The sequence below is a fragment of the Kitasatospora sp. Xyl93 genome (genome assembly GCF_055383135.1).
Genome location: NZ_AP029185.1, coordinates 5,116,446 through 5,135,915 on the forward strand (window position 1 = coordinate 5,116,446; position 19,470 = coordinate 5,135,915).

Here is a 19,470-nt window from a genome sequence, read left to right on the forward strand (position 1 = left end):
GACCTGGTCAGGATAGTCCGGTCAGCTGGCCCGCCAGGTGCTGACGGTGACCTTGGCGGCCCCGGTGGTCGGGTCGGCCTGCTCGATCACCAGGACGGCGATGTTGCGGGTGACCCGGTCGCGGACGCACAGCAGGCGGCCGGGCGCGACCCGGTTGTACGAGAGGTCGGTGTCCGGCCGGGAGTCGATCGCGGCGGTGCACTGCTCGGCGGTGACGGACGGCTCGGTGATCACCGCGAAGTCCGACTTGTTGTCGCCGTAGCTGGAGAAGGCGTTGGCCTTGCTGCCGCTGCTGTTGTTGGTGACCCCGAAGCCCCACTTGAGGTCGGTGGAGCGGGGCACCACGGTGCCCGAGTCCAGGTCGATCCGGTAGGCGTCGGAGGAGTACTCGGCGCTGGGGATCGCCAGCGACTTCTTGTCCAGCATCGGGGAGTAGCCGGTCGGCCGGGCCGGGGCCGAGACGGTGCTCTGGCCGGGCTTCGGGGTGGAGGCCGACACCGAGCCCGAGGTGGCGGAGGCGGTGGGACCGGCCGGGGTCTGGGTCGGGGTGGGCGTCGGGGCCGCCGGGCCGCCGGTCGCGGCGTTGTTCTGCGCGGAGGAGTGCCCCTTCTTGTCGCCGTCGTCCAGCTTCTTCATCAGCACCACGCCGCCCGCGGTGCCGCCGACCGCCATCACCAGGGCGACGGTGAGCAGGACCTTCCAGGACACCCCGCCCTTGCGCTTGGGCTCCGGCGCGGGCGCCGGGTCGGCGGTCACCACCGGGCCGGGCGGCGGGGTGTCGTAGGACGGCGGCTCCGGCTGGACCCGGACGGTCGGCGGGGCGGGCAGCACCGGCGCGGTCGGCGACTCGGTGGGCGGCTGCGGGGCGCCGTACGAGCCCACCGGCGGCGGGGTGAAGCCGAGCGGCGGCGCCGGCGGCTGCACCGCGGTGGCCGGGTGGGTCGGATGGGTCGGGTGAGTCGGATGGGTCGGGTGGGTCGGCGCGCCGGTCGGCGGCGGGGGAGTGGCCGGCATCGCGGGCAGCGGGGTCGGCGGGGTGGCCGGCGCGGCCGGCAGCGGGGTGGGCGGCGTCCTGGGCAGGTCGGAGCGCCGGGTGATCTCGGTGTTGACCTCGCGCGGCAGCCAGTCGTCGCCGAACCGCAGCTGGCCGTCGACCTCCGGGTGGTTGCGGGCGATCCGGATGATCTCGGCGGGCGTGGGCCGGTCCTCCGGCGACTTGGCCAGGCAGCGCTGGATCAGCTCGCGCAGGTCCGCCGGGACGGCCGTGAGGTCCGCCTCCTCGTGCACCACCCGGTAGAGCACCGCGGTGTCCGGGCCGTCGCCGAACGGCGCGGTGCCGCCGGCCACGTACGCGGCCAGGGCGCCGAGCGCGAAGACGTCGGTGGCCGGGGAGACCGGGCGGCCCTGGGCCTGCTCGGGGGACATGAAGGCGGGGGAGCCGATCCGGTAGCCGGTGCCGGTCAGCGCGGTGGCGTCGGCGGCCCGGGCGATGCCGAAGTCGATCACCCGCGGGCCGTCCCCGGCGACCAGCACGTTGGCGGGCTTGAGGTCGCGGTGGACCACCTCGACGCTGTGGATGGCCTGGAGGGCCTCGGCGATGCCGCCCATCAGCAGCAGCACGGTGCGCACCGGCAGCGCGCCGTTCTCGCGCACCACCTGCTGCAGGGACGGGCCGGGGACGTACGCGGTGACCAGCCAGGGGGCGTCGCTGTCCAGGCCGCCGGAGTCGATCACCTGCGCGGTGTAGAGCCCGTGGATGCGCTGGGCGTTGCTGACCTCCTGGGCGAAGCGCCGGCGGAACTCGCCGTCCTCGGCGAACTCCGGGCGCACCACCTTGAGCGCGACCGGGCGCCCGCCCGGGGTGTAGGAGAGGTAGACCCGGCCCATGCCGCCGGCGCCCAGCCGGGCGAACAGCCGGTAGCCGCCGACCTCCCGGGGGTCGTCCGGGAGGAGCGGCTGGAAGACCGGTGGGAGCTTGCCGGCGTCCCTAGGCGTGTCGGCGGTCATGTGGTGATCCCCCTGGGAGTGCGGTGAGGTGGTACGGCCGTGGCGGCCGGGCGCGTCGACGGGCGCCGGGCTGCCGGGCGGCGAGGCATAACCTATCGACCCGTCAGGGCCTCGCGCACAGCGGTTCCGGTTTGGTTGCAGAGCTGCGACCTTGGCATGGCAGCGCCGTGGAGCGCGAAACGCCCGCGGCCCCGCCCTCCCGGTGGGGGAGGACGGGGCCGCGGGCGTTGCGGGCGGTGGGCCTTCGGCGCGTCAGAGCGCGAAGACCTCCTCGACCAGGGCCTGCTGCTCGGCGGCGTGCCGCTTGGCCGAGCCGACCGCCGGGGACGACGCCGCCGTGCGGGCGACCCGGCGCAGACGGGCGTCGCCGCCGCTGCGGCCGATGACGACCTGGAGGTGGTCGACCAGGTTCATCGCGATGAACGGCCAGGCGCCCTGGTTGGCCGGCTCCTCCTGCGCCCAGACGAACTGGACATCGTCGCCGTAGCGGGCCAGCTCCTCCTGGAGCTCGGCCACCGGCAGCGGGTAGAGCCGCTCGACCCGGACGATCGCGGTGTCGGTGACGCCGCGCTCGGTGCGGGCCGCGTCCAGGTCGTAGTAGAACTTGCCGGCGGTGATGACCACCTTGCGGACCTGCGCCGGGTCGACGGTGGTGTCGCCGATGACCGGGCGGAACGAGCCGGACAGGAACTCCTCGGTCGCACTCGCCGCGGCCTTCAGACGCAGCATCGACTTCGGGGTGAAGACGACCAGCGGCTTGTGGTGCGGGTTGTGCGCCTGCCAGCGCAGCAGGTGGAAGTAGTTCGACGGCAGGGTCGGCATGGCGACCGTCATGTTGTTCTGCGCGCACAGCTGGAGGAAGCGCTCCGGGCGGGCGGACGAGTGGTCCGGGCCCTGGCCCTCGTAGCCGTGCGGCAGCAGCAGGGTGACGCCGGAGTGCTGGCCCCACTTCTGCTCGGCGGAGGCGATGTACTCGTCCACCATGGTCTGCGCGCCGTTGACGAAGTCGCCGAACTGCGCCTCCCACATGACCAGCGCGTTCGGGCGGGTCAGCGAGTAGCCGTACTCGAAGCCCATGGCCGCGTACTCCGACAGCAGGCTGTCGTAGACGGTGTAGCGGGCCTGGTCCTCGGTCAGGTACTGCAGCGGGGTGTAGTCCTCGCCGGTCTTGCGGTCGATCAGGACGGCGTGCCGCTGGCCGAAGGTGCCGCGGCGGCTGTCCTGGCCGGCCAGGCGGACCGGGTGGCCCTCCATGAGCAGCGAGCCGATGGCGAGGGTCTCGCCCATCGCCCAGTCGATGGTGTTGTCCTCGACGGAGGCGGCGCGGCGCTGCAGCTGCGGCAGCAGGCGCGGGTGGACGGTCAGCCAGTCCGGCAGGTTGACCTGGGAGGCGGCGATCCGCTTGACCATCTCCTGGGAGATGCCGGTCTGGATGTTGACCGGGAAGTCGGCGACCGGCTTGCCGTTGGTGCCGACGGTCTGCGTCTGGGCCGCGTCGCGGACCTCGGCGAAGACCTTCTCCAGCTGGCCCTGGAAGTCCTGGAGCGCCTGCTCCGCCTCTTCCATGGTGATGTCGCCGCGACCGATCAGGCCCTCGGTGTACAGCTTGCGCACCGAGCGCTTCTTGTCGATCAGGTCGTACATCAGCGGCTGGGTGAACGACGGGTTGTCGGCCTCGTTGTGACCGCGGCGGCGGTAGCAGATGAGGTCGATCACCACGTCCTTGTGGAACTCCTGGCGGAACTCGAAGGCGAGCCGCGCGACGCGGACCACGGCCTCCGGGTCGTCGCCGTTCACGTGGAAGATCGGGGCCTCGATCATGCGGGCCACGTCGGTGCAGTACATCGAGGAGCGCGAGGACGCCGGGGCGGCGGTGAAGCCGACCTGGTTGTTCACCACGACGTGCACGGTGCCGCCGGTGCGGTAGCCGCGCAGCTGCGACATGTTCAGGGTCTCCGCGACGACGCCCTGGCCGGCGAAGGCCGCGTCGCCGTGGATCTGGATCGGCAGCACCGGGAAGGTGGTGCCGCCCTGGTCCAGGATGTCCTGCTTGGCGCGGGCGATGCCCTCGACGACCGGGTCCACGGCCTCCAGGTGGGAGGGGTTCGCGGCGAGCGAGACCTTGATGGTCTCGCCGTCCAGGCCGGTGAAGGTGCCCTCGGCGCCCAGGTGGTACTTGACGTCGCCGGAGCCGTGCATCGACTTCGGGTCGAGGTTGCCCTCGAACTCGCCGAAGATCTTGCCGTACGGCTTGCCGACGATGTTGGCCAGCACGTTCAGGCGGCCGCGGTGGGCCATGCCGATGACGGCCTCGTCGATGCGGTGCTCGGCGGCGGCGTCGATGGTCGCGTCCAGCAGCGCGATCAGCGACTCACCGCCCTCCAGCGAGAAGCGCTTCTGCCCGACGTACTTGGTCTGCAGGAAGGTCTCGAACGCCTCGGCCGAGTTCAGCCGGCGCAGGATCCGCAGCTGCTCCTCGCGCTCGGGCTTCGAGTACGGCTTCTCCAGGCGCTCCTGCAGCCACTTGCGCTGCTTCGGGTCCTGGATGTGCATGTACTCGATGCCGACGGTGCGGCAGTACGTGTTGCGCAGCAGGCCGAGGATGTCGCGGAGCTTCATCATCTTCTGGCCGCCGAAGCCGCCGACCGCGAACTCGCGCTCCAGGTCCCACAGGGTGAGGCCGTGGGTGGTGACGTCCAGGTCGGGGTGCTTGCGCTGCTTGTACTCCAGCGGGTCGGTGTCGGCCATCAGGTGACCGCGGACCCGGTAGGAGTGGATCAGCTCCATGACGCGCGCGGTCTTGTTGACCTCGTCGTCGTGGGTGGTGGCGACGTCGGTGGCCCAGCGGACCGGCTCGTACGGGATCCGCAGCGACTCGAAGATCTCGTCGTAGAAGCCGTTCTCGCCGAGCAGCAGGCGGTGGATCTCGCGCAGGAACTCGCCGGACGCCGCGCCCTGGATGACGCGGTGGTCGTAGGTCGAGGTCAGCGTCATGATCTTGGAGACGCCCAGGCGGGACAGGGTCTCCGGGGCGGAGCCCTGGAACTCGGCCGGGTACTCCATGGCGCCGACGCCGACGATGGTGCCCTGGTTCTGCATCAGGCGCGGCACGGAGTGCACGGTGCCGATGCCGCCGGGGTTGGTCAGCGAGACCGTGACGCCGGTGAAGTCGTCCATGGTCAGCTTGTTCGCGCGGGCCCGGCGGACGATGTCCTCGTAGGCCTGCCAGAAGCCGAAGAAGTCGAGCGTCTCGGCCTTCTTGATGGCCGCGACGACCAGCTGGCGGTCGCCGTTCGGCTTGACCAGGTCGATGGCCAGGCCGAGGTTGACGTGCTCCGGCTTGACCAGGAAGGCCTTGCCGTCCTCCACCTTGTAGCTGTAGTTCATGCCCGGGGCGGCCTTGATGGCCTGGACCAGGGCGTAGCCGATCAGGTGGGTGAAGGAGACCTTGCCACCGCGGGCGCGCTGCAGGTGGTTGTTGATGACGATGCGGTTGTCGATCAACAGCTTCGCCGGCACGGCGCGGACCGAGGTCGCGGTCGGCACCTCCAGCGAGGCGTCCATGTTGGTGGCGACGGCCTTCGCCGGGCCGCGCAGCTGGACCAGCTCGGGGCCGGCGGCGGCGGGCGCGGCCGGCGCCGGGGCGGCGGCCTTGGGGGCCGGAGGCGCGGCGGGCGCGGCGGCGAGCGGAGCCGGAGCGGCAGCCGGGGCCGGGGCCGGAGCGGCCGGGGCGGCGGCGGACGCGGCCGGAGCGGCAGCGGCGGGCGCGGGGGCAGCGGCAGGGGTCGGCGCGGGGCCGGCCTGGGTCGCGGCCTGGGTCACTGGGGTCACCTCGGTACCGGGCTTGTAGTCGGCGAAAAAGTCCCACCAGGCTCGGTCGACCGAGTTCGGGTCCTGGAGGTACTGCTGGTAGATCTCGTCGACGAGCCACTCATTGGGGCCGAAGCCAGTGGAACTTGCCGAGCTGTTGGGGGTTTCAGGGGACTGTGGCGACACGGCGGCAACCGCCCTCTTCCGCTTCCTTTTGGGATGTTTGGACAGCGGGGATTAAGGCTACGCCCCTGACCAGTGATCGCGCAGTCCCCGGGGCCCAGGCGTCGCCCAGATCACAGTGCTGACCTGCACTTTGGCTGAAAAAGTGCGTTAGAAAGCCGTATCTGAGGGGAACCGATCGACGCCGAACAGGGTCCATACCGGGATCAAACCGGACAAAAGATCGGCCGAATCCTCTAGCGATCTTCGTAGGCCGTTGTGTCGGATCTGTGACAAATGTCCTGACCGTCGCCCTGGCGCCGCCCGGGCAGCCGGACCTCGATCCGGCAGCCGCGCGGGGACTCGGCCACCGCGATCCGTCCGCCGTGCAGGTCCACCGCCCAGCGGGCGATGGCCAGGCCCAGCCCGGTGCCGCCGTCCGCGCCCGGCCCGGCGGCGGTCGCGGTGCCGCTGCGGCTGAACCGCTCGAAGACCCGGGTGCGGTCGGCCGGCGGGATGCCGGGGCCCTCGTCCTCGACCTCCAGCAGCAGGCCGCCGTCCGCGCCCTCCGGTCTCGCCCGCACCGTCACGGTGCCGCCGGGCGGGGAGTGCTTGCAGGCGTTGTCCACCAGGTTGGCGACCACCTGGTGGAGCCGTTCCGGGTCCGCCACGCCGGTCAGGCCGGTCGGGCTGACCTCCAGGGCCAGTCGGACGTCCCCGCGCCGGGAGAAGGCGCCGCCGGCCGTCGCGCCGTCCACGGTGACCCCGCGCAGCACGCCGTCCAGGAACTCGCGCACCTCGAAGGGGCGGGCGTCCAGGTCGACCACGCCGTCGTCGATCTTGGAGAGGTCGAGCAGGTGGGTGACCAGGCGGCCGAGCCGCTCGGTCTGCTCCAGCGCCGCCCCCAGGGTGGCCGGGTTCGGCTGGACCACGCCGTCCACCACGTTCTCCAGCACGGCGCGCAGCGCGGCGATCGGCGTGCGCAGCTCGTGCGAGACGTTGGCGACCAGCTCGCGGCGGTGCCGGTCGGCGGCCTGGAGGTCGGCGGCCATGGCGTTGAAGGCGGCGGCCAGCTCGCCGATCTCGTCGCGCGAGTTCGCCTCGACCCGGCGGCTGTAGTCGCCGGAGGCCATCGCGCGGGCGGCGGCCGTCATCTCGCGCAGCGGGGCGGTCAGCCCGTGCGCGAGGAACTGCATGAAGAGCAGCGAGGCGATCATGGAGAAGACCATGATGATCCGGATCTGGGTCTCGGACCGGATCGCCACGACCACCATCCCGGTGGCCAGGAAAACGGAGACGATCACGAGCAGGGCGAGTTTGCCCTTGATCGAGCGGACCGGGTCGAGCGGCCGGATGTCGGCCCAGACCCGGCGGGCGGCACGGGTGGCCAGGTTCTGCGGCCGCGCGCCGTCGGATTCCCCGTTGCGTTGCTGTGGAAAGGTCATTGTCCCCTGTGGTCCCCGCGTTGTCCCCCCGCGTGGTGGCACGGCGTCGTCCCGGACACGGGCCCCCCGGTGGCCCGTCGCCCGTGCGGAGCCGGGCCCTAGGAGAGCGGAGCTTCCAGCGCGTAGCCGACACCGTGGACGGTGCGGATCCAGCTGGCACCGATCTTCCGGCGCAGCGCCTTGACGTGGCTGTCCACGGTGCGGGTGCCGGAGGCATCGGTCCAGTCCCAGACCTCGGCCAGCAGCTGCTCGCGGGTGAGCACGGCGCGCGGCTGGGCGGCCAGGCAGGCGAGCAGGTCGAACTCGGTCGGCGTCAGGTGGACGTCGCCCGAGGCCAGCCGGACCCGGCGCTGCACGTGGTCGATCTCCAGCTCGCCGAACCGCAGGCTGCCCAGCGCGGGCGTGCGGGCGGCCTGCTGGGCGCGCTCGACGCGGCGCAGCAGGACGTTGACGCGGGCGGCCAGTTCGCGCATCGAGAACGGCTTGGTCATGTAGTCGTCGGCGCCCACGCCGAGGCCGACCAGCAGGTCCGTCTCGTCGTCGCGGGCGGTCAGCATCAGCACCGGCACCGGGCGCTGGGCCTGGATCCGGCGGCACACCTCCAGCCCGTCGAAGCCGGGCAGCATGATGTCGAGGACCACCAGGTCCGGCTGCCAGGTGTGGAAGCCGTCGACCGCGCCGGGGCCGTCGTGGGCCACGGCGACCTTGAAGCCCTCGGCGCCCAGCCGGGCGGCGATCGACTCGGCGATCGTGGGCTCGTCCTCCACCACCAGGACTCTGCGCTGGCTGCTCACAGTGCCACCGGTGTTGTGGTTGTCCTGCTGAATTTCTGTCACGGTCACGCCACCGCCCCCAGGGCTGCGGGCCGGCCATCTGTGGGGATGGCGGGCTCCGCTCGTAGTCTTGTTCCGTCGTGGACTGTGCCGGGTCCGCCGTCCCGTCGCGCGATCGGGAGCCGAGGACGGATGGTCGGCCGCCCACTTCTCCCGCGCACTTCGCAGCGTACGGACAGCGGATGCTTTCCGGCAGGTGGACCGGACGTTTCCGGCCCGTGGGCCGGCTTTCGGGCCGCCCTCGGACCCACTGCACGAGTGGGCACGGGCCGATACCTTACCCGGCGAATTTTCACTGCGTAACGGTACGTATGCAGTCCAGTTCGCACCAAGTCGCCGGTCAGAGGCCCTGCTGCGGCCCTGCCGGGGAGAAGGTCTGGACCAATCCGGGGAATCCGGCAGTCCGCTACGGCGACGGTCTTCACGGGCTTTTCCCAGGTGCCTCCCAGAACCTCGACGTACCGTGGCCACGACAACACCCGACCGGGCGGAATCCGCGGCGCGCGCCGGTACGTTGGGCACCTGGCGGGGAGCCGGTGGCTGCGGCGTGGAGCGGAGGCGGCATGGCGGGACGCGGGCGGGGCGCCGACGGGTTCGGGACCGCGGGGGCGCCGTACGGAATGCTCCGCCTCGGGCTGCGCACCGGGGTCCTGGAGTGGCTGCTGGAACGGGTGCCGACGCCCCGCAGGACGCCCTTCACGCTCGGGTACCTGGCCGTCGTGGGAGCCACCACGACCTTCGCGAGGATCGCCGATCCGGAACTCGTCCAGCGCCTGCAGGAGGCCTCCAGCTCGGACGGGCACAACCTGCTCCAGCACCCTTTGCGCGCCCTTGTGCTGAGCGGGTTCTGGGTGGCCGGCGAGGCGTGGATGCCGTACCTGTGGGGATTCGCCCTCACCATCGCCCCGCTGGAGCGCAGGGTCGGTCCGGCCCGGGCGGCGGCGGTGTTCGCGGCCGGGCACGTCGCGGCGACCCTGCTCTCCCAGGGGGTGGTGATCACCGCGGTGGAGACCGGGCGGATGGCGCCCGAGGTGATGGACCACCTGGACATCGGGGTCAGCTACGGCGTGCTCGCCTGCCTGGGCGCGGTGGCCGGGCTGCTCTCCTGGCGCGGGCGGCTGCTCGCGCTGGGCGGCGCCGGGCTGATGATCGCCGAGCAGATCGCCACCGACAGGGACGTGGTCACCGGGGTGGGGCACCCGGCCGCGGTGCTGGCCGGGGTCGCCCTGTGGCGCTGGCTGCGCCGGGCCGAGCGGCGCCCGCCCCGGCCGCGTCCGGCTGCCGTGACGGCCTCCGGCGGTGCGCCCGCGCGGGTGTGGACGGCGCGTTGACGGCCTCGCCCGGTCGGGGGTGTCCCCGGTCCGGCGATGGTTCGCTCAGGAATCTTTAAGGCGCGCTTGGTGTGCCGTTAGGACTCTTTTGACGGGGTCGGTCGAGGCGTCCTTCCGGCGGATTCCTGTTCGCTCACAGCGAACTGAGCGTCGGGAACATCCGGCGGCCGTCAGGCCTTAGTCAGGTCGACTCAAGTTCACTGACTAGGGAGAGATCATGGCATCGTCGTCCACACCGCTCACCCTGCCCGTGCTGCCGCTCGACGACGAGGTCGTCCTGCCGGGCATGGTGGTCCCGCTGGACCTGAAGGACAGCGAGGTGCGCGCCGCGGTCGAGGCCGCCCGGGCCGCCGCCGGCACCGGCAAGCCGCAGGTCCTGCTGGTTCCGCGGGTGGACGGCTCGTACGCGGCGGCCGGCACGCTGGCCACCGTCGAGCAGGTCGGCCGACTGGCCGACGGCGACCCGGCCGCGCTGGTGCGCGCCGTGCGCCGGGCCCGGATCGGGGTCGGTACCACCGGCCCCGGCGCCGCCCTCTGGGTGGAGACCACGCCGTTCCGGGAGTCCTCGGTGGGCACCCCGGTGGCCGGCCGGGCCGCCGAGCTGGTCAAGGAGTACAAGGCGCTGTCCACCCAGTGGCTGCGCAGGCGCGGCGCCTGGCAGATCGTCGACCGGGTGGCGCAGATCGAGGGCGTCGGCGAGCTCGCCGACAACATCGGCTACGCGCCCTTCGTCACCGCCGAGCAGAAGCTCAAGGTGCTGCTGGAGGCCGACCAGGTCGCCCGACTGGAGTACGCGCTCACCCTGCTGCGCGACCACCTCGCCGAGGAGGAGGTCAACGACACCATCCGCAAGGACGTCGAGGAGGGCGTGGCCAAGCAGCAGAAGGAGTTCCTGCTCCGCCGCCAGCTGGAGGCCGTCCGCAAGGAGCTGGCCGAGCTGAACGGCGAGGCGGCCGACGAGGAGGGCGACTACCGCGCCCGGGTCGAGGCCGCCGACCTCCCCGAGAAGGTGCGCGAGGCCGCGCTCAAGGAGGTCGACAAGCTGGAGCGCGCCTCCGACCAGTCGCCCGAGGGCTCCTGGATCCGCACCTGGCTGGACACCGTCCTGGAGCTGCCCTGGAACGAGCGCACCGAGGACGAGTACGACATCGCCGGCGCCCGCGCGGTGCTGGACGCCGACCACGCCGGGCTCGCCGACGTGAAGGAGCGGATAGTCGAGTACCTGGCCGTCCGCAAGCGCCGGGCCGAGCAGGGGCTCGGGCTGGTCGGCGGCCGCCGGGGCGGCGCGGTGCTGGCCCTGGTCGGCCCGCCCGGCGTCGGCAAGACCTCGCTCGGCGAGTCGGTGGCCCGCGCCATGGGCCGGAAGTTCGTCCGGGTCGCGCTCGGCGGCGTCCGGGACGAGGCGGAGATCCGCGGCCACCGGCGCACCTACGTCGGCGCGCTGCCCGGCCGGCTGGTGCGGGCGGTCAAGGAGGCCGGCTCGATGAACCCCGTCGTCCTGCTGGACGAGATCGACAAGGTCGGCTCCGACTACCGGGGGGACCCGGCCGCCGCCCTGCTGGAGGTGCTGGACCCGGCGCAGAACCACACCTTCCGGGACCACTACCTGGAGGTCGAGCTGGACCTCTCCGACGTCGTCTTCCTCGCCACCGCCAACGTGCTGGAGGCCATCCCCGAGCCGCTGCTCGACCGGATGGAGCTGGTCCGGCTGGACGGCTACACCGAGGACGAGAAGGTCGTCATCGCCCGCGACCACCTGCTCCCGCGCCAGCTGGAGAAGGCCGGCCTGGCCGGTGGAGAGGTCACCGTGGACGAGCCGGCGCTGCGCAGGCTCGCCGGGGAGTACACCCGGGAGGCGGGCGTGCGCACCCTGGAGCGCTCGATCGCCCGGGTGCTGCGCAAGATCGCCGCACAGGCCGAGCTGGGCGAGCGCGAGCTGCCCGCCGCGGTCGGCGCGGACGACCTGCGCGCCCTGATCGGCCGCCCGCACCACGTGCCGGAGTCCGCCCAGGAGCCGGCCGAGCGCCGCACCGCCGTCCCCGGCGTGGCCACCGGCCTCGCGGTGACGGGCGCCGGCGGCGACGTCCTCTACATCGAGGCCTCGCTGGCCGACGCCGAGACCGGCGGCACCGGGCTGACCCTCACCGGGCAGCTGGGCGACGTGATGAAGGAGTCCGCGCACATCGCGCTCTCCTACCTGCGCTCGCGTGGGGCCGAGCTGGAGCTGCCGGTCACCTCGCTGCGCGACCGCGGCGTGCACCTGCACATCCCGGCCGGGGCCATTCCCAAGGACGGGCCGAGCGCCGGCATCACCATGACCACCGCGCTGGCCTCGCTGCTCTCCGGCCGCAAGGTGCGCACCGACGTGGCGATGACCGGCGAGGTGTCGCTGACCGGGCGGGTGCTGCCGATCGGCGGGGTGAAGCAGAAGCTGCTCGCCGCCGACCGGGCCGGGATCACCACGGTGATCATCCCCAGGCGCAACGAGGCCGATCTGGACGACGTCCCGGCCGAGGTGCTGGAGCGGCTCACCGTCCACCCGGTGGCGGACGTGCGGGAGGTGCTGGAGCTGGCGCTGGAGCCGGCCGCGGCCTCGGTGCTGGTGGCCGCCTGACCGCCGGTCCGACCGGTTGCCCGGGCCGCCCGCGTGGCGGTCCGGGCGATCCGGCGGCGGTCCGCGGCGCCGGCCCCGGGGCCGGCGACGACCCGCGGGGCCACCGGCGGTCCGAAGGGCCGGCGGCACCCCCGCGTGCGAGACTGCGGAGATGCCGTCCCCCACGCAGCGCGCCCTGGCGCGGGTGCCCGACCGGCTGCGGCCCTTCCTGGTGCGGCACCGCCGACTGGTGAAGTTCCTGCTGGTCGGGACGGGCTGCTTCGTGCTCACCACCGTGGTCGACTTCGAGCTCAAGTTCACCGTGCTGGAGCACAAACCGGTGGTCGCGCTGACCGTCGCCACCGTGATCGGCACCGCCGTCTCGTACGTGCTGAACCGGCACTGGGCCTTCCGGGCCGCCGGCCGGCAGCGCGAGGCGCTGATGTTCGTCCTGGTCAGCGCGATGGCGATCGGCGTCAACGACGTACCGCTGGTGGTCTCCCGGTACCTGCTGGACCTGCGCGAGCCGTACGTCGGCGCCTTCCAGCAGGAGGTCGCGGACTTCCTCAGCGGGATGGTCGTCGGCACCTTCACGGCGATGCTGTTCCGCTACTGGGCGATGCGGCGGTGGGTCTTCGCCCCGTCCGCCGGGACGGCCCCGGCCGTCCCGGCACCGACGGCGGCGCCCCCGGAAGCCGGTTACGCTGCACCCGAGATGCCACGGGACGTGCCGTAAAGGGGCGAGGTGAGCCTTATGCACGAGCCGGACCCCGTCCGGACCGGGCCCGCCAGCCAGCAGGGGATGCGCCGGGCCAACCTGGCCCTGGTGCTCGGGACGATCGCCGACGGACCGCGCTCGCGCGCCGAGGTCGCCGCCGGGACCGGACTGACCAGGGCCGCCGTCTCCTCGCTCGCCGAACAGCTGATCGCCGCCGGCCTGGTGGTCGAGGAGGGCCCCACCGCGCCCAGCGGCAAGGTCGGCCGTCCCGGCACCGCGCTCGGCCTCAACCCGGCCGGGCCCGGCGGCCTCGGCGCCGAGATCGGGGTGCGGCACCTGGGCGCCTGCGTGGTCGACCTGCGCGGGGAGGTCCGCGCCTGGCGCCGCCGCGAGGTCTCCAACCACGGGCGCGAGCCCGCCGCCGTGCTGGCCGAGCTCGCCGACCTGCTGCACGGGGCCGTCACCGAGTCGGGGCTGCGCCCGGCCGGCCTCACCCTGGCCGTGCCCGGGCTGGTCGGCGCCTCCGGCGGGGTGCTCCAGCGGGCCGCCAACCTGGGCTGGCGGGACGTCCCGCTGGCCGCCGTCCTGCGCCCGGCGCTGCGGGCGGCCGGGGGAGGCCTGGGCGAGCTGCCGATCGAGGCGGACAACGAGGCCAACCTCGGCGGACTGGCCGAGCGCTGGGTGGGCGAGGGCCCGGAGGACTTCCTGTACGTCTCCGCCGAGGCCGGGGTCGGCGCCGCGATCGTGGTCGGCGGCCGGCTGCTGCGCGGGGCGGGCGGTTTCGCCGGGGAGTTCGGCCACGTGCCCGTCCACCCCGACGGACCCGGCTGCGCCTGCGGGGCGCGCGGCTGCCTGGAGCAGTACGCGGGCGAGGCGGCGGTGCTGCGGGCGGCCGGCCTGGCCGGCGTTCCGGGCGACTGGGTGACGCTGCTCGCCGAGCGCGCCGGGGCCGGGGACGCGGACGTCCTTTCGGCCCTGGCCGGGGCCGGTGCGGCGCTCGGCACCGCGGCCGCCGGCGCGGTCAACCTGCTGGACCCGGCCCAGGTGGTGCTGGGCGGCGGCTACGCCCGGCTGGCGCCCTGGCTGCTGCCCGCGATGCGGGCCGAGCTGGCCGCCCGGGTGGCGGTGCGGCCGTGGGCCGAGGACCGGCTGACGGTCTCCCGGCTGGGCCGCCGGGGCCCGCTGCTGGGCGCGGCGGTGCGGGTCGTCCGGGCCATCGTGGCCGACCCGGGGCCGCTCGGATAGGGCGTTCCCCCGCCCGTGCGGCCCCCGGCCGTCCCGGCCCGTGCGGCCCCGGGCCGTTCCCACCCGAGCGGCCCCGGGACGCGACCGAGCCCCCGGCCGTGGGGCCGGGGGCTCGGTGACGGTCGGCCGCGGTCGGCTCAGGCCTCCACGGCGACCGGCTCGCGGTTCTCGGAGCGCCGCATGACGGCCAGCAGGGCGACACCGATGCCGATCAGCGCCCAGACCACCATGACCAGGATCGGCAGCCCCAGGTTGGTGGAGCCGAAGTAGGCGACCGACTTGGCCGCGCTGGTGCCGGCGCCGTTCGGGATCCAGGAGCTGATCGCCCGCCAGAACGGCGGCATCATCGGCGCCGGGTAGACCCCGCCCGCGCTCGGGTTGCCGAGCACGACGAAGACCAGCACCGCGATGCCGATGCCGATGACGTCGAACAGGCACTGGAGCGCCATGGTGAAGGCGCCGACCGAGAACACCACCAGCGCGCCGACGGCGCTCAGGCCCACGATCGAGCCCGGCAGCGCGTCCAGTACCGGCCCGGCGATCAGCGTGCCGAGCAGGCCGGCGCCGATCGAGTACACCGCGAGCACGCCGAGGCGGATCAGCAGGCGGTGGACGTTGGCCGGCTTGGAGCCCGCGCTGATGCCCAGGATGGAGGCGACCAGGTAGCCGCCGACGCACCAGCCGATGACCAGGTAGAACGCGGACAGGCCGTTGGTGTCGCCCTGGGCGAGCGGCACCACGTCCTGGACCTTCACGGTGCGGCCCTGGCTCTGGTCGATCGCGGTGGTGATGGACTCGGCGGCCTTGGCCGCGGACGGGCCGCGGGCGCCCCCGACCAGCAGGGTGTCCTGGGTACCGGTCGGGTCCACGACCAGCGCCGCGTAGATCTTCTGGTCCTTGATCTGCCGGGTCGCCGTCTCGGCGTCCGGCGCGGTGACGGCCTTGACGGCGTCCTTCGGCACCGACTCCAGCGCGCCGACCAGCTTGGGGGCGACCTGCGGCGGGGCGACCACCGCGATGGAGAGGTTCTGCGGCGCCGGCTTGTGCAGCGCACCGATGTAGGAGGCGATGAAACCGAGCTGGAGCAGCAGCACGCCGATCACGAGCAGTGCCGCGCGCGGGGTGACCGCGGTCTTCAGTTCGGCGAGGAAACCCTGCTCTGGGGCTGGCATCCACATCTCCTTGCGTATCGGGGAAAAACGGTCCTTCCAGAACCGATACTTCATACCATGAAGTAGTTGGCTTGTCGCACCTTCCGGCAGGGGCTGCGCCGCGTGTCGCTGCGCGATACTGGCGCGGTGAGTGACGAGGAAGCCCTGGTGGCGGTGGAGCGCGAGGTCGCGCTGATGTTCCGGCGGGGCCGGGCCAGAGTGGCGGAACTCTCACGGCGGGTGCACCCCGGGCTGGAGGGGATGGCGTACAGCCTGCTCGGCTACATCGAGCAGGCCGGGCCGGTACGGGTGACCGACGTCGGCGTGCACTTCTCGGTCGGCAAGGCGACGGTGAGCCGGCAGATCCGGACGCTGGAGGAGCTGGGCCTGGTGGCCCGGGAGACCGACCCGCTGGACCGCCGGGCCGCGCTGGTCTCGCTCACCGAGGACGGCCGGCGCCGCTACCTGGGCGCGCACCATGCCCGGATGCGGCGGGTGCGCGAGGTGATGGGCGGCTGGTCGCCGGACGACGTGACCCGCTTCGCCGAGCTGCTGCACCGCTTCAACGACGTGCTGGAGGAGCCGCCGGCCGAGTGATCCGGGGGGCGTCGGCGGGGTGGGCGCGGTCCGCGGGGGCGGGCTTTACTTTCCCTTGAAGAAAGTTGCCTAATTCAACCATCTGGTCTTATGGTTGCTTACGGCAACGAACTTTCATGATCCGCGTATCCCGCACGCCTCGCCGAAGGACCCAGATGACCGTGACCACCGAGGCCGCGAGCGGAACCGCCGCCGCGACCGACAGTCAACAGATGACGCACCGGCAGGTGATGGAGGCGCTCTCCGGCCTGCTGCTCGGCCTCTTCGTGGCCGTGCTCTCCTCGACCGTCGTCTCCAACGCCCTCCCGCACATCCTGGCCGACCTGCACGGCGGCCAGTCCGCGTACACCTGGGTGATCACCGCCGCCCTGCTCAGCCTCACCGCCTCCACCCCGATCTGGGGCAAGCTCTCCGACCTCGTCAGCAAGAAGCTGCTGCTCCAGATCGCCCTGGTGATCTACATCGGCACCTCGGCGCTGGCCGGCCTCTCGCAGAACACCGGCGAGCTGATCGCCTGCCGCGCGCTCCAGGGCATCGGCGCCGGCGGCGTCGTGGCGCTGGGCCAGATCTGCCTGGCCGCGATGGTCCCGGCGCGTGAGCGCGGCCGGTACAGCGGCTACTTCGGCGCCGTCTTCGCGCTCGCCACCATCGGCGGACCGCTGATCGGCGGCGTCATCGTGGACACCCCCTGGCTGGGCTGGCGCTGGTGCTTCTACGTCGGCATCCCGTTCGCGCTGATCGCGATCCTGGTGGTGCAGCGCACCCTCAAGCTGCCGGTGGTCAAGCGCCGGGCGAAGATCGACTACCTGGGCGCGGTGGTCATCACCGCCTCGGTCAGCCTGCTGATGATCTGGATCACCCTGGCCGGCAAGAACTACGCCTGGCTGTCCTGGCAGACCGCGGCGATGGTCGGCGGCGGCCTGCTGCTGGGCGCCCTGGCCGTCGTGATCGAGCACCGCGCCGCCGAGCCGATCATCCCGCCGGGCCTCTTCAGGTACCGCACCGTCACCCTGGCCGCGCTGGCCAGCGTGCTGGTCGGCGTCGGGATGTACGGCGCGACCACCTTCCTCAGCCAGTACTTCCAGCTGGCCCGCGCCAAGTCCCCGACCGTGGCCGGCCTGATGACCCTGCCGATGATCCTCGGCCTGGCGGTCTCCTCCGCGGTGGCCGGCCGGCTGATCACCAAGTACGGCAAGTGGAAGGCCTACCTGGTCTCCGGCACCGCGCTGCTCGCCGTCGGCTTCGGCCTGCTCGGCACCGCCCGGGCCGACACCGACTACGTGCTGCTCTCCGTCTACATGGCGATCACCGGCGTCGGCCTCGGCCTGACCAGCCAGAACCTGGTGCTCGCCGTGCAGAACACGGTGCCCCGGCACGAGCTCGGCGCGGCCAGCTCGGTGGTCACCTTCTTCCGCACCATGGGCGGCGCGATGGGCGTCTCCGCGCTCGGCGCGCTGATGACCAACAAGGTCGGCCACTACCTGGCCGAGAACCTGGCGGCGGCGCACGTCCCGGCGTCGCCCGCGGCGTCCGGCGGCGGCATCCCGGACCTGTCGAAGCTGCCGGCCCCGATCGTGCCGCTGGTGACGGACGCCTTCGGCCACGGCGTCGGCACCGTCTTCCTGTGGGCCGCCCCGTTCGCGGCGCTGGCCTTCGTCACCGTGCTCTTCATCCGGGAGACCGCGCTGAAGACCACCACCCAGGAGGGCTGACCGGACGGCGGGACCGGCGGCCGCCGGGATACGCGGAACGGGCCGGGGAGTGTCTCGACACTCCCCGGCCCGTTGCCGTGTGCGCGGTGCGCGGTGCGCGTGTGGTGCGTGTGGCGTGCGCGGCGGCTACTTGCCGGCGATCAGCGACAGCCCGTAGAGGACGGCCCCGCCGCACAGCGCGAAGCAGACGCAGGCGCCGGCCAGGGCGAGCCTGCCGCCGCCCGCGGTGCCGGTGGCGGCCCCGCCCTCGGCGGCGGCGCTCACCGCGGCCTCGCGGCGGGACAGCGCCAGGATGCCGAGCGCGAAGACGGCGACCACGGCGACGGTGACGCCGAAGCTGAGCCCGGCGGTCTGGGCCAGGGCGTTCCACTTGATGTGCATGGTGAGTGCTCCTCAGCCCGCGGTGCTCAGGCCGCGACCGTGGTCGAGGCGGGGGTGGGGGTGTTCGCGGTCCCGGTCGGTGCGACCTCGACCGGGGTGATGTCGACGTCGTTGACGTTGTCCGCGCCGACCGGCTGGCGGCGGGAGATCAGCCACATCGCGGTCGCGCCGGCCACCAGCAGGGCGCCGACCAGGGCGACGCCCCAGCTGCCCTGCTCGGCCAGCAGGGCGGCGCCGCCGGAGACCACCGCGGCGGCCGGCAGGGTCAGGCCCCAGGTGTAGACCATGCGGCGGACCAGGCTCCAGCGCAGCTCGCCCTTCGGGCCGCCGAGGCCGGCGCCCATGATGCCGCCGGAGCAGACCTGGGTGGTGGAGAGGCCGAAGCCCATGTGCGAGGACGTCAGGATGACGGTGGCGGCGGCCGACTCGGAGGCGAAGCCCTGCGGCGGGCGGATGTCCGCCAAGCCCTTGCCCATCGAGCGGATGATCCGCCAGCCGCCCATGTAGGTGCCGAGCGCGATCGCGGCACCCGCGGAGACGATCACCCAGGTGGGGGGCAGCGCGCCGTGCGGCAGGGCGCCGACCGAGACCAGGGTCAGGGTGATGATGCCCATCGTCTTCTGGGCGTCGTTGGTGCCGTGCGCGAGCGAGATCAGCGAGGAGGAGAAGACCTGGCCGGTCTTGAAGCCCTTCTCGGTGGTCGCGGCGTCGCCCTTGCGGGTGATCGCGTAGGCCAGCTTGGTGGCGCCCCAGGAGGCCAGGCCGGCGACGAAGGGGGAGGCGACGGCCGGGATGAGGATCTTGGTGACCACGGTGTCGAAGTTGACGCCGTTCATGCCGACGCCGACGATCGTGGCGCCGATCAGGCCGCCGTACAGCGCGTGCGAGGAGCTGGACGGCAGGCCGCGCAGCCAGGTCAGCAGGTTCCAGAGGATCGCTCCGGCCAGGGCGGCGAAGATGATCTCGGGATGGACGCCGGCCTTCTCGTTGACGATGCCGCCGGAGATGGTGGTGGCGACCTTCACGGACAGGAACGCGCCCGCGAAGTTGAGCAGGGCCGCGATGGTGACCGCGACCTTCGGACGAAGGGCCCCGGTCGCGATCGCGGTGGCGGCCGCGTTGGCGGTGTCGTGGAACCCGTTGGTGAAGTCGAAGGCGAGCGCCGTGATGATCACAACGGCCACCAGGAACGAGATGTGTTCCATACCCAAACAATCGTCGTAGTTGTCGCACGGACGTTGATGACTGTCGCGACCGTAGGTCCGCTTGGTAAACGGAAGGTGAACTGGGCCGGGAATCGTGGTTCCGTCGGTTTACTCGCGGTGACCGTTGTCTTTCATCGGGGTGACTTCGGGCGCGCCGAACTGGACATTAGCGAAGAAGACGGCGGTTCGTCCGGGTTTGCTGAGAGCTGTCTCACAGGTCCGTCGAGAATTAACCTCCCGGTCCGCCCGCGCCCTGTTTCCGGCGAGTAACCCGTGGGAG

At 72.7% G+C, this 19,470-nt stretch carries 13 protein-coding genes; 6 read left to right on the plus strand and 7 right to left on the minus strand.

Translation table 11 applies throughout. From position 1 onward, the window contains the following. Positions 1-21 precede the first annotated feature (21 nt). The 4 genes from ACZ5GH_RS22890 to ACZ5GH_RS22905 form a co-directional block, all read right to left on the minus strand. A complete protein-coding gene (locus ACZ5GH_RS22890; RefSeq protein ID WP_387750190.1) occupies positions 22-2,007 on the minus strand; it encodes a protein kinase domain-containing protein in 1,986 nt (661 codons plus the stop codon). 252 nt (positions 2,008-2,259) lie between these two features. Then, positions 2,260-6,003 (minus strand): multifunctional oxoglutarate decarboxylase/oxoglutarate dehydrogenase thiamine pyrophosphate-binding subunit/dihydrolipoyllysine-residue succinyltransferase subunit, encoded by a 3,744-nt coding sequence (locus ACZ5GH_RS22895; protein WP_464335136.1) that lies wholly within the window; start codon positions 6,001-6,003, stop codon positions 2,260-2,262. A 233-nt stretch (positions 6,004-6,236) separates the two neighbouring features. After that, on the minus strand, positions 6,237-7,424 hold the full coding sequence (locus ACZ5GH_RS22900; RefSeq protein WP_387750194.1) for a sensor histidine kinase: 1,188 nt from the start codon (positions 7,422-7,424) through the stop codon (positions 6,237-6,239). 98 nt (positions 7,425-7,522) lie between these two features. Then, positions 7,523-8,260, minus strand: a complete 738-nt coding sequence (locus ACZ5GH_RS22905) for a response regulator transcription factor (protein ID WP_030057574.1) — start codon at positions 8,258-8,260, stop codon at positions 7,523-7,525. 560 nt (positions 8,261-8,820) lie between these two features. On the opposite strand from ACZ5GH_RS22905, the gene ACZ5GH_RS22910 reads away from it, so the two are divergent. The 4 genes from ACZ5GH_RS22910 (at position 8,821) to ACZ5GH_RS22925 (ending at position 14,144) form a co-directional block, all read left to right on the plus strand. Continuing rightward, complete coding sequence (locus ACZ5GH_RS22910; protein WP_387750196.1) at positions 8,821-9,588, plus strand: rhomboid-like protein; 768 nt, start codon at positions 8,821-8,823, stop codon at positions 9,586-9,588. A gap of 217 nt (positions 9,589-9,805) precedes the next feature. After that, positions 9,806-12,202, plus strand: a complete 2,397-nt coding sequence (lon, locus tag ACZ5GH_RS22915; RefSeq protein ID WP_464335137.1) for an endopeptidase La — start codon at positions 9,806-9,808, stop codon at positions 12,200-12,202. A gap of 151 nt (positions 12,203-12,353) precedes the next feature. Continuing rightward, positions 12,354-12,917 carry a GtrA family protein gene (locus ACZ5GH_RS22920; RefSeq protein ID WP_387750202.1) on the plus strand — a complete coding sequence of 188 codons (564 nt, stop codon included), beginning with the start codon at positions 12,354-12,356 and terminating at the stop codon, positions 12,915-12,917. Positions 12,918-12,935: 18 nt separating this feature from the next. After that, positions 12,936-14,144 (plus strand): ROK family transcriptional regulator, encoded by a 1,209-nt coding sequence (locus ACZ5GH_RS22925; protein WP_464335138.1) that lies wholly within the window; start codon positions 12,936-12,938, stop codon positions 14,142-14,144. Between the two features lie 137 nt (positions 14,145-14,281). On the opposite strand, the gene ACZ5GH_RS22930 is transcribed toward ACZ5GH_RS22925, so the two are convergent. Next, complete coding sequence (locus ACZ5GH_RS22930) at positions 14,282-15,316, minus strand: ABC transporter permease (protein WP_464335139.1); 1,035 nt, start codon at positions 15,314-15,316, stop codon at positions 14,282-14,284. Positions 15,317-15,442: 126 nt separating this feature from the next. Here ACZ5GH_RS22930 and ACZ5GH_RS22935 point away from each other — a divergent pair, with 126 nt between their 5' ends. Together ACZ5GH_RS22935 and ACZ5GH_RS22940 are read left to right on the plus strand one after the other, a co-directional pair. Next, positions 15,443-15,892 carry a MarR family winged helix-turn-helix transcriptional regulator gene (locus tag ACZ5GH_RS22935; RefSeq protein ID WP_387750211.1) on the plus strand — a complete coding sequence of 150 codons (450 nt, stop codon included), beginning with the start codon at positions 15,443-15,445 and terminating at the stop codon, positions 15,890-15,892. Between the two features lie 212 nt (positions 15,893-16,104). Then, positions 16,105-17,604 carry an MDR family MFS transporter gene (locus tag ACZ5GH_RS22940; protein ID WP_464336853.1) on the plus strand — a complete coding sequence of 500 codons (1,500 nt, stop codon included), beginning with the start codon at positions 16,105-16,107 and terminating at the stop codon, positions 17,602-17,604. 126 nt (positions 17,605-17,730) lie between these two features. Here ACZ5GH_RS22940 and ACZ5GH_RS22945 read toward each other — a convergent pair whose 3' ends face one another. Together ACZ5GH_RS22945 and ACZ5GH_RS22950 are read right to left on the minus strand one after the other, a co-directional pair. Then, a complete protein-coding gene (locus tag ACZ5GH_RS22945) occupies positions 17,731-17,985 on the minus strand; it encodes a hypothetical protein (protein ID WP_464335140.1) in 255 nt (84 codons plus the stop codon). A 26-nt stretch (positions 17,986-18,011) separates the two neighbouring features. Continuing rightward, positions 18,012-19,190, minus strand: coding sequence for an inorganic phosphate transporter (locus tag ACZ5GH_RS22950; protein WP_387750220.1), 1,179 nt, complete (start codon positions 19,188-19,190; stop codon positions 18,012-18,014). Positions 19,191-19,470 lie beyond the last annotated feature (280 nt).

Bases quoted from the DNA above. Each gene is read 5' to 3' on its own strand.
- ACZ5GH_RS22945 (WP_464335140.1), bottom strand. From the start codon at position 17,985: ATGCACATCAAGTGGAACGCCCTGGCCCAGACCGCCGGGCTCAGCTTC.
- ACZ5GH_RS22900 (WP_387750194.1), bottom strand. From the start codon at position 7,424: ATGACCTTTCCACAGCAACGCAACGGGGAATCCGACGGCGCGCGGCCG.
- ACZ5GH_RS22920 (WP_387750202.1), top strand. From the start codon at position 12,354: ATGCCGTCCCCCACGCAGCGCGCCCTGGCGCGGGTGCCCGACCGGCTG.
- ACZ5GH_RS22910 (WP_387750196.1), top strand. From the start codon at position 8,821: ATGGCGGGACGCGGGCGGGGCGCCGACGGGTTCGGGACCGCGGGGGCG.
- ACZ5GH_RS22930 (WP_464335139.1), bottom strand. From the start codon at position 15,316: ATGCCAGCCCCAGAGCAGGGTTTCCTCGCCGAACTGAAGACCGCGGTC.
- ACZ5GH_RS22950 (WP_387750220.1), bottom strand. From the start codon at position 19,190: ATGGAACACATCTCGTTCCTGGTGGCCGTTGTGATCATCACGGCGCTC.
- lon (WP_464335137.1), top strand. From the start codon at position 9,806: ATGGCATCGTCGTCCACACCGCTCACCCTGCCCGTGCTGCCGCTCGAC.
- ACZ5GH_RS22925 (WP_464335138.1), top strand. From the start codon at position 12,936: ATGCACGAGCCGGACCCCGTCCGGACCGGGCCCGCCAGCCAGCAGGGG.
- ACZ5GH_RS22940 (WP_464336853.1), top strand. From the start codon at position 16,105: ATGACGCACCGGCAGGTGATGGAGGCGCTCTCCGGCCTGCTGCTCGGC.
- ACZ5GH_RS22890 (WP_387750190.1), bottom strand. From the start codon at position 2,007: ATGACCGCCGACACGCCTAGGGACGCCGGCAAGCTCCCACCGGTCTTC.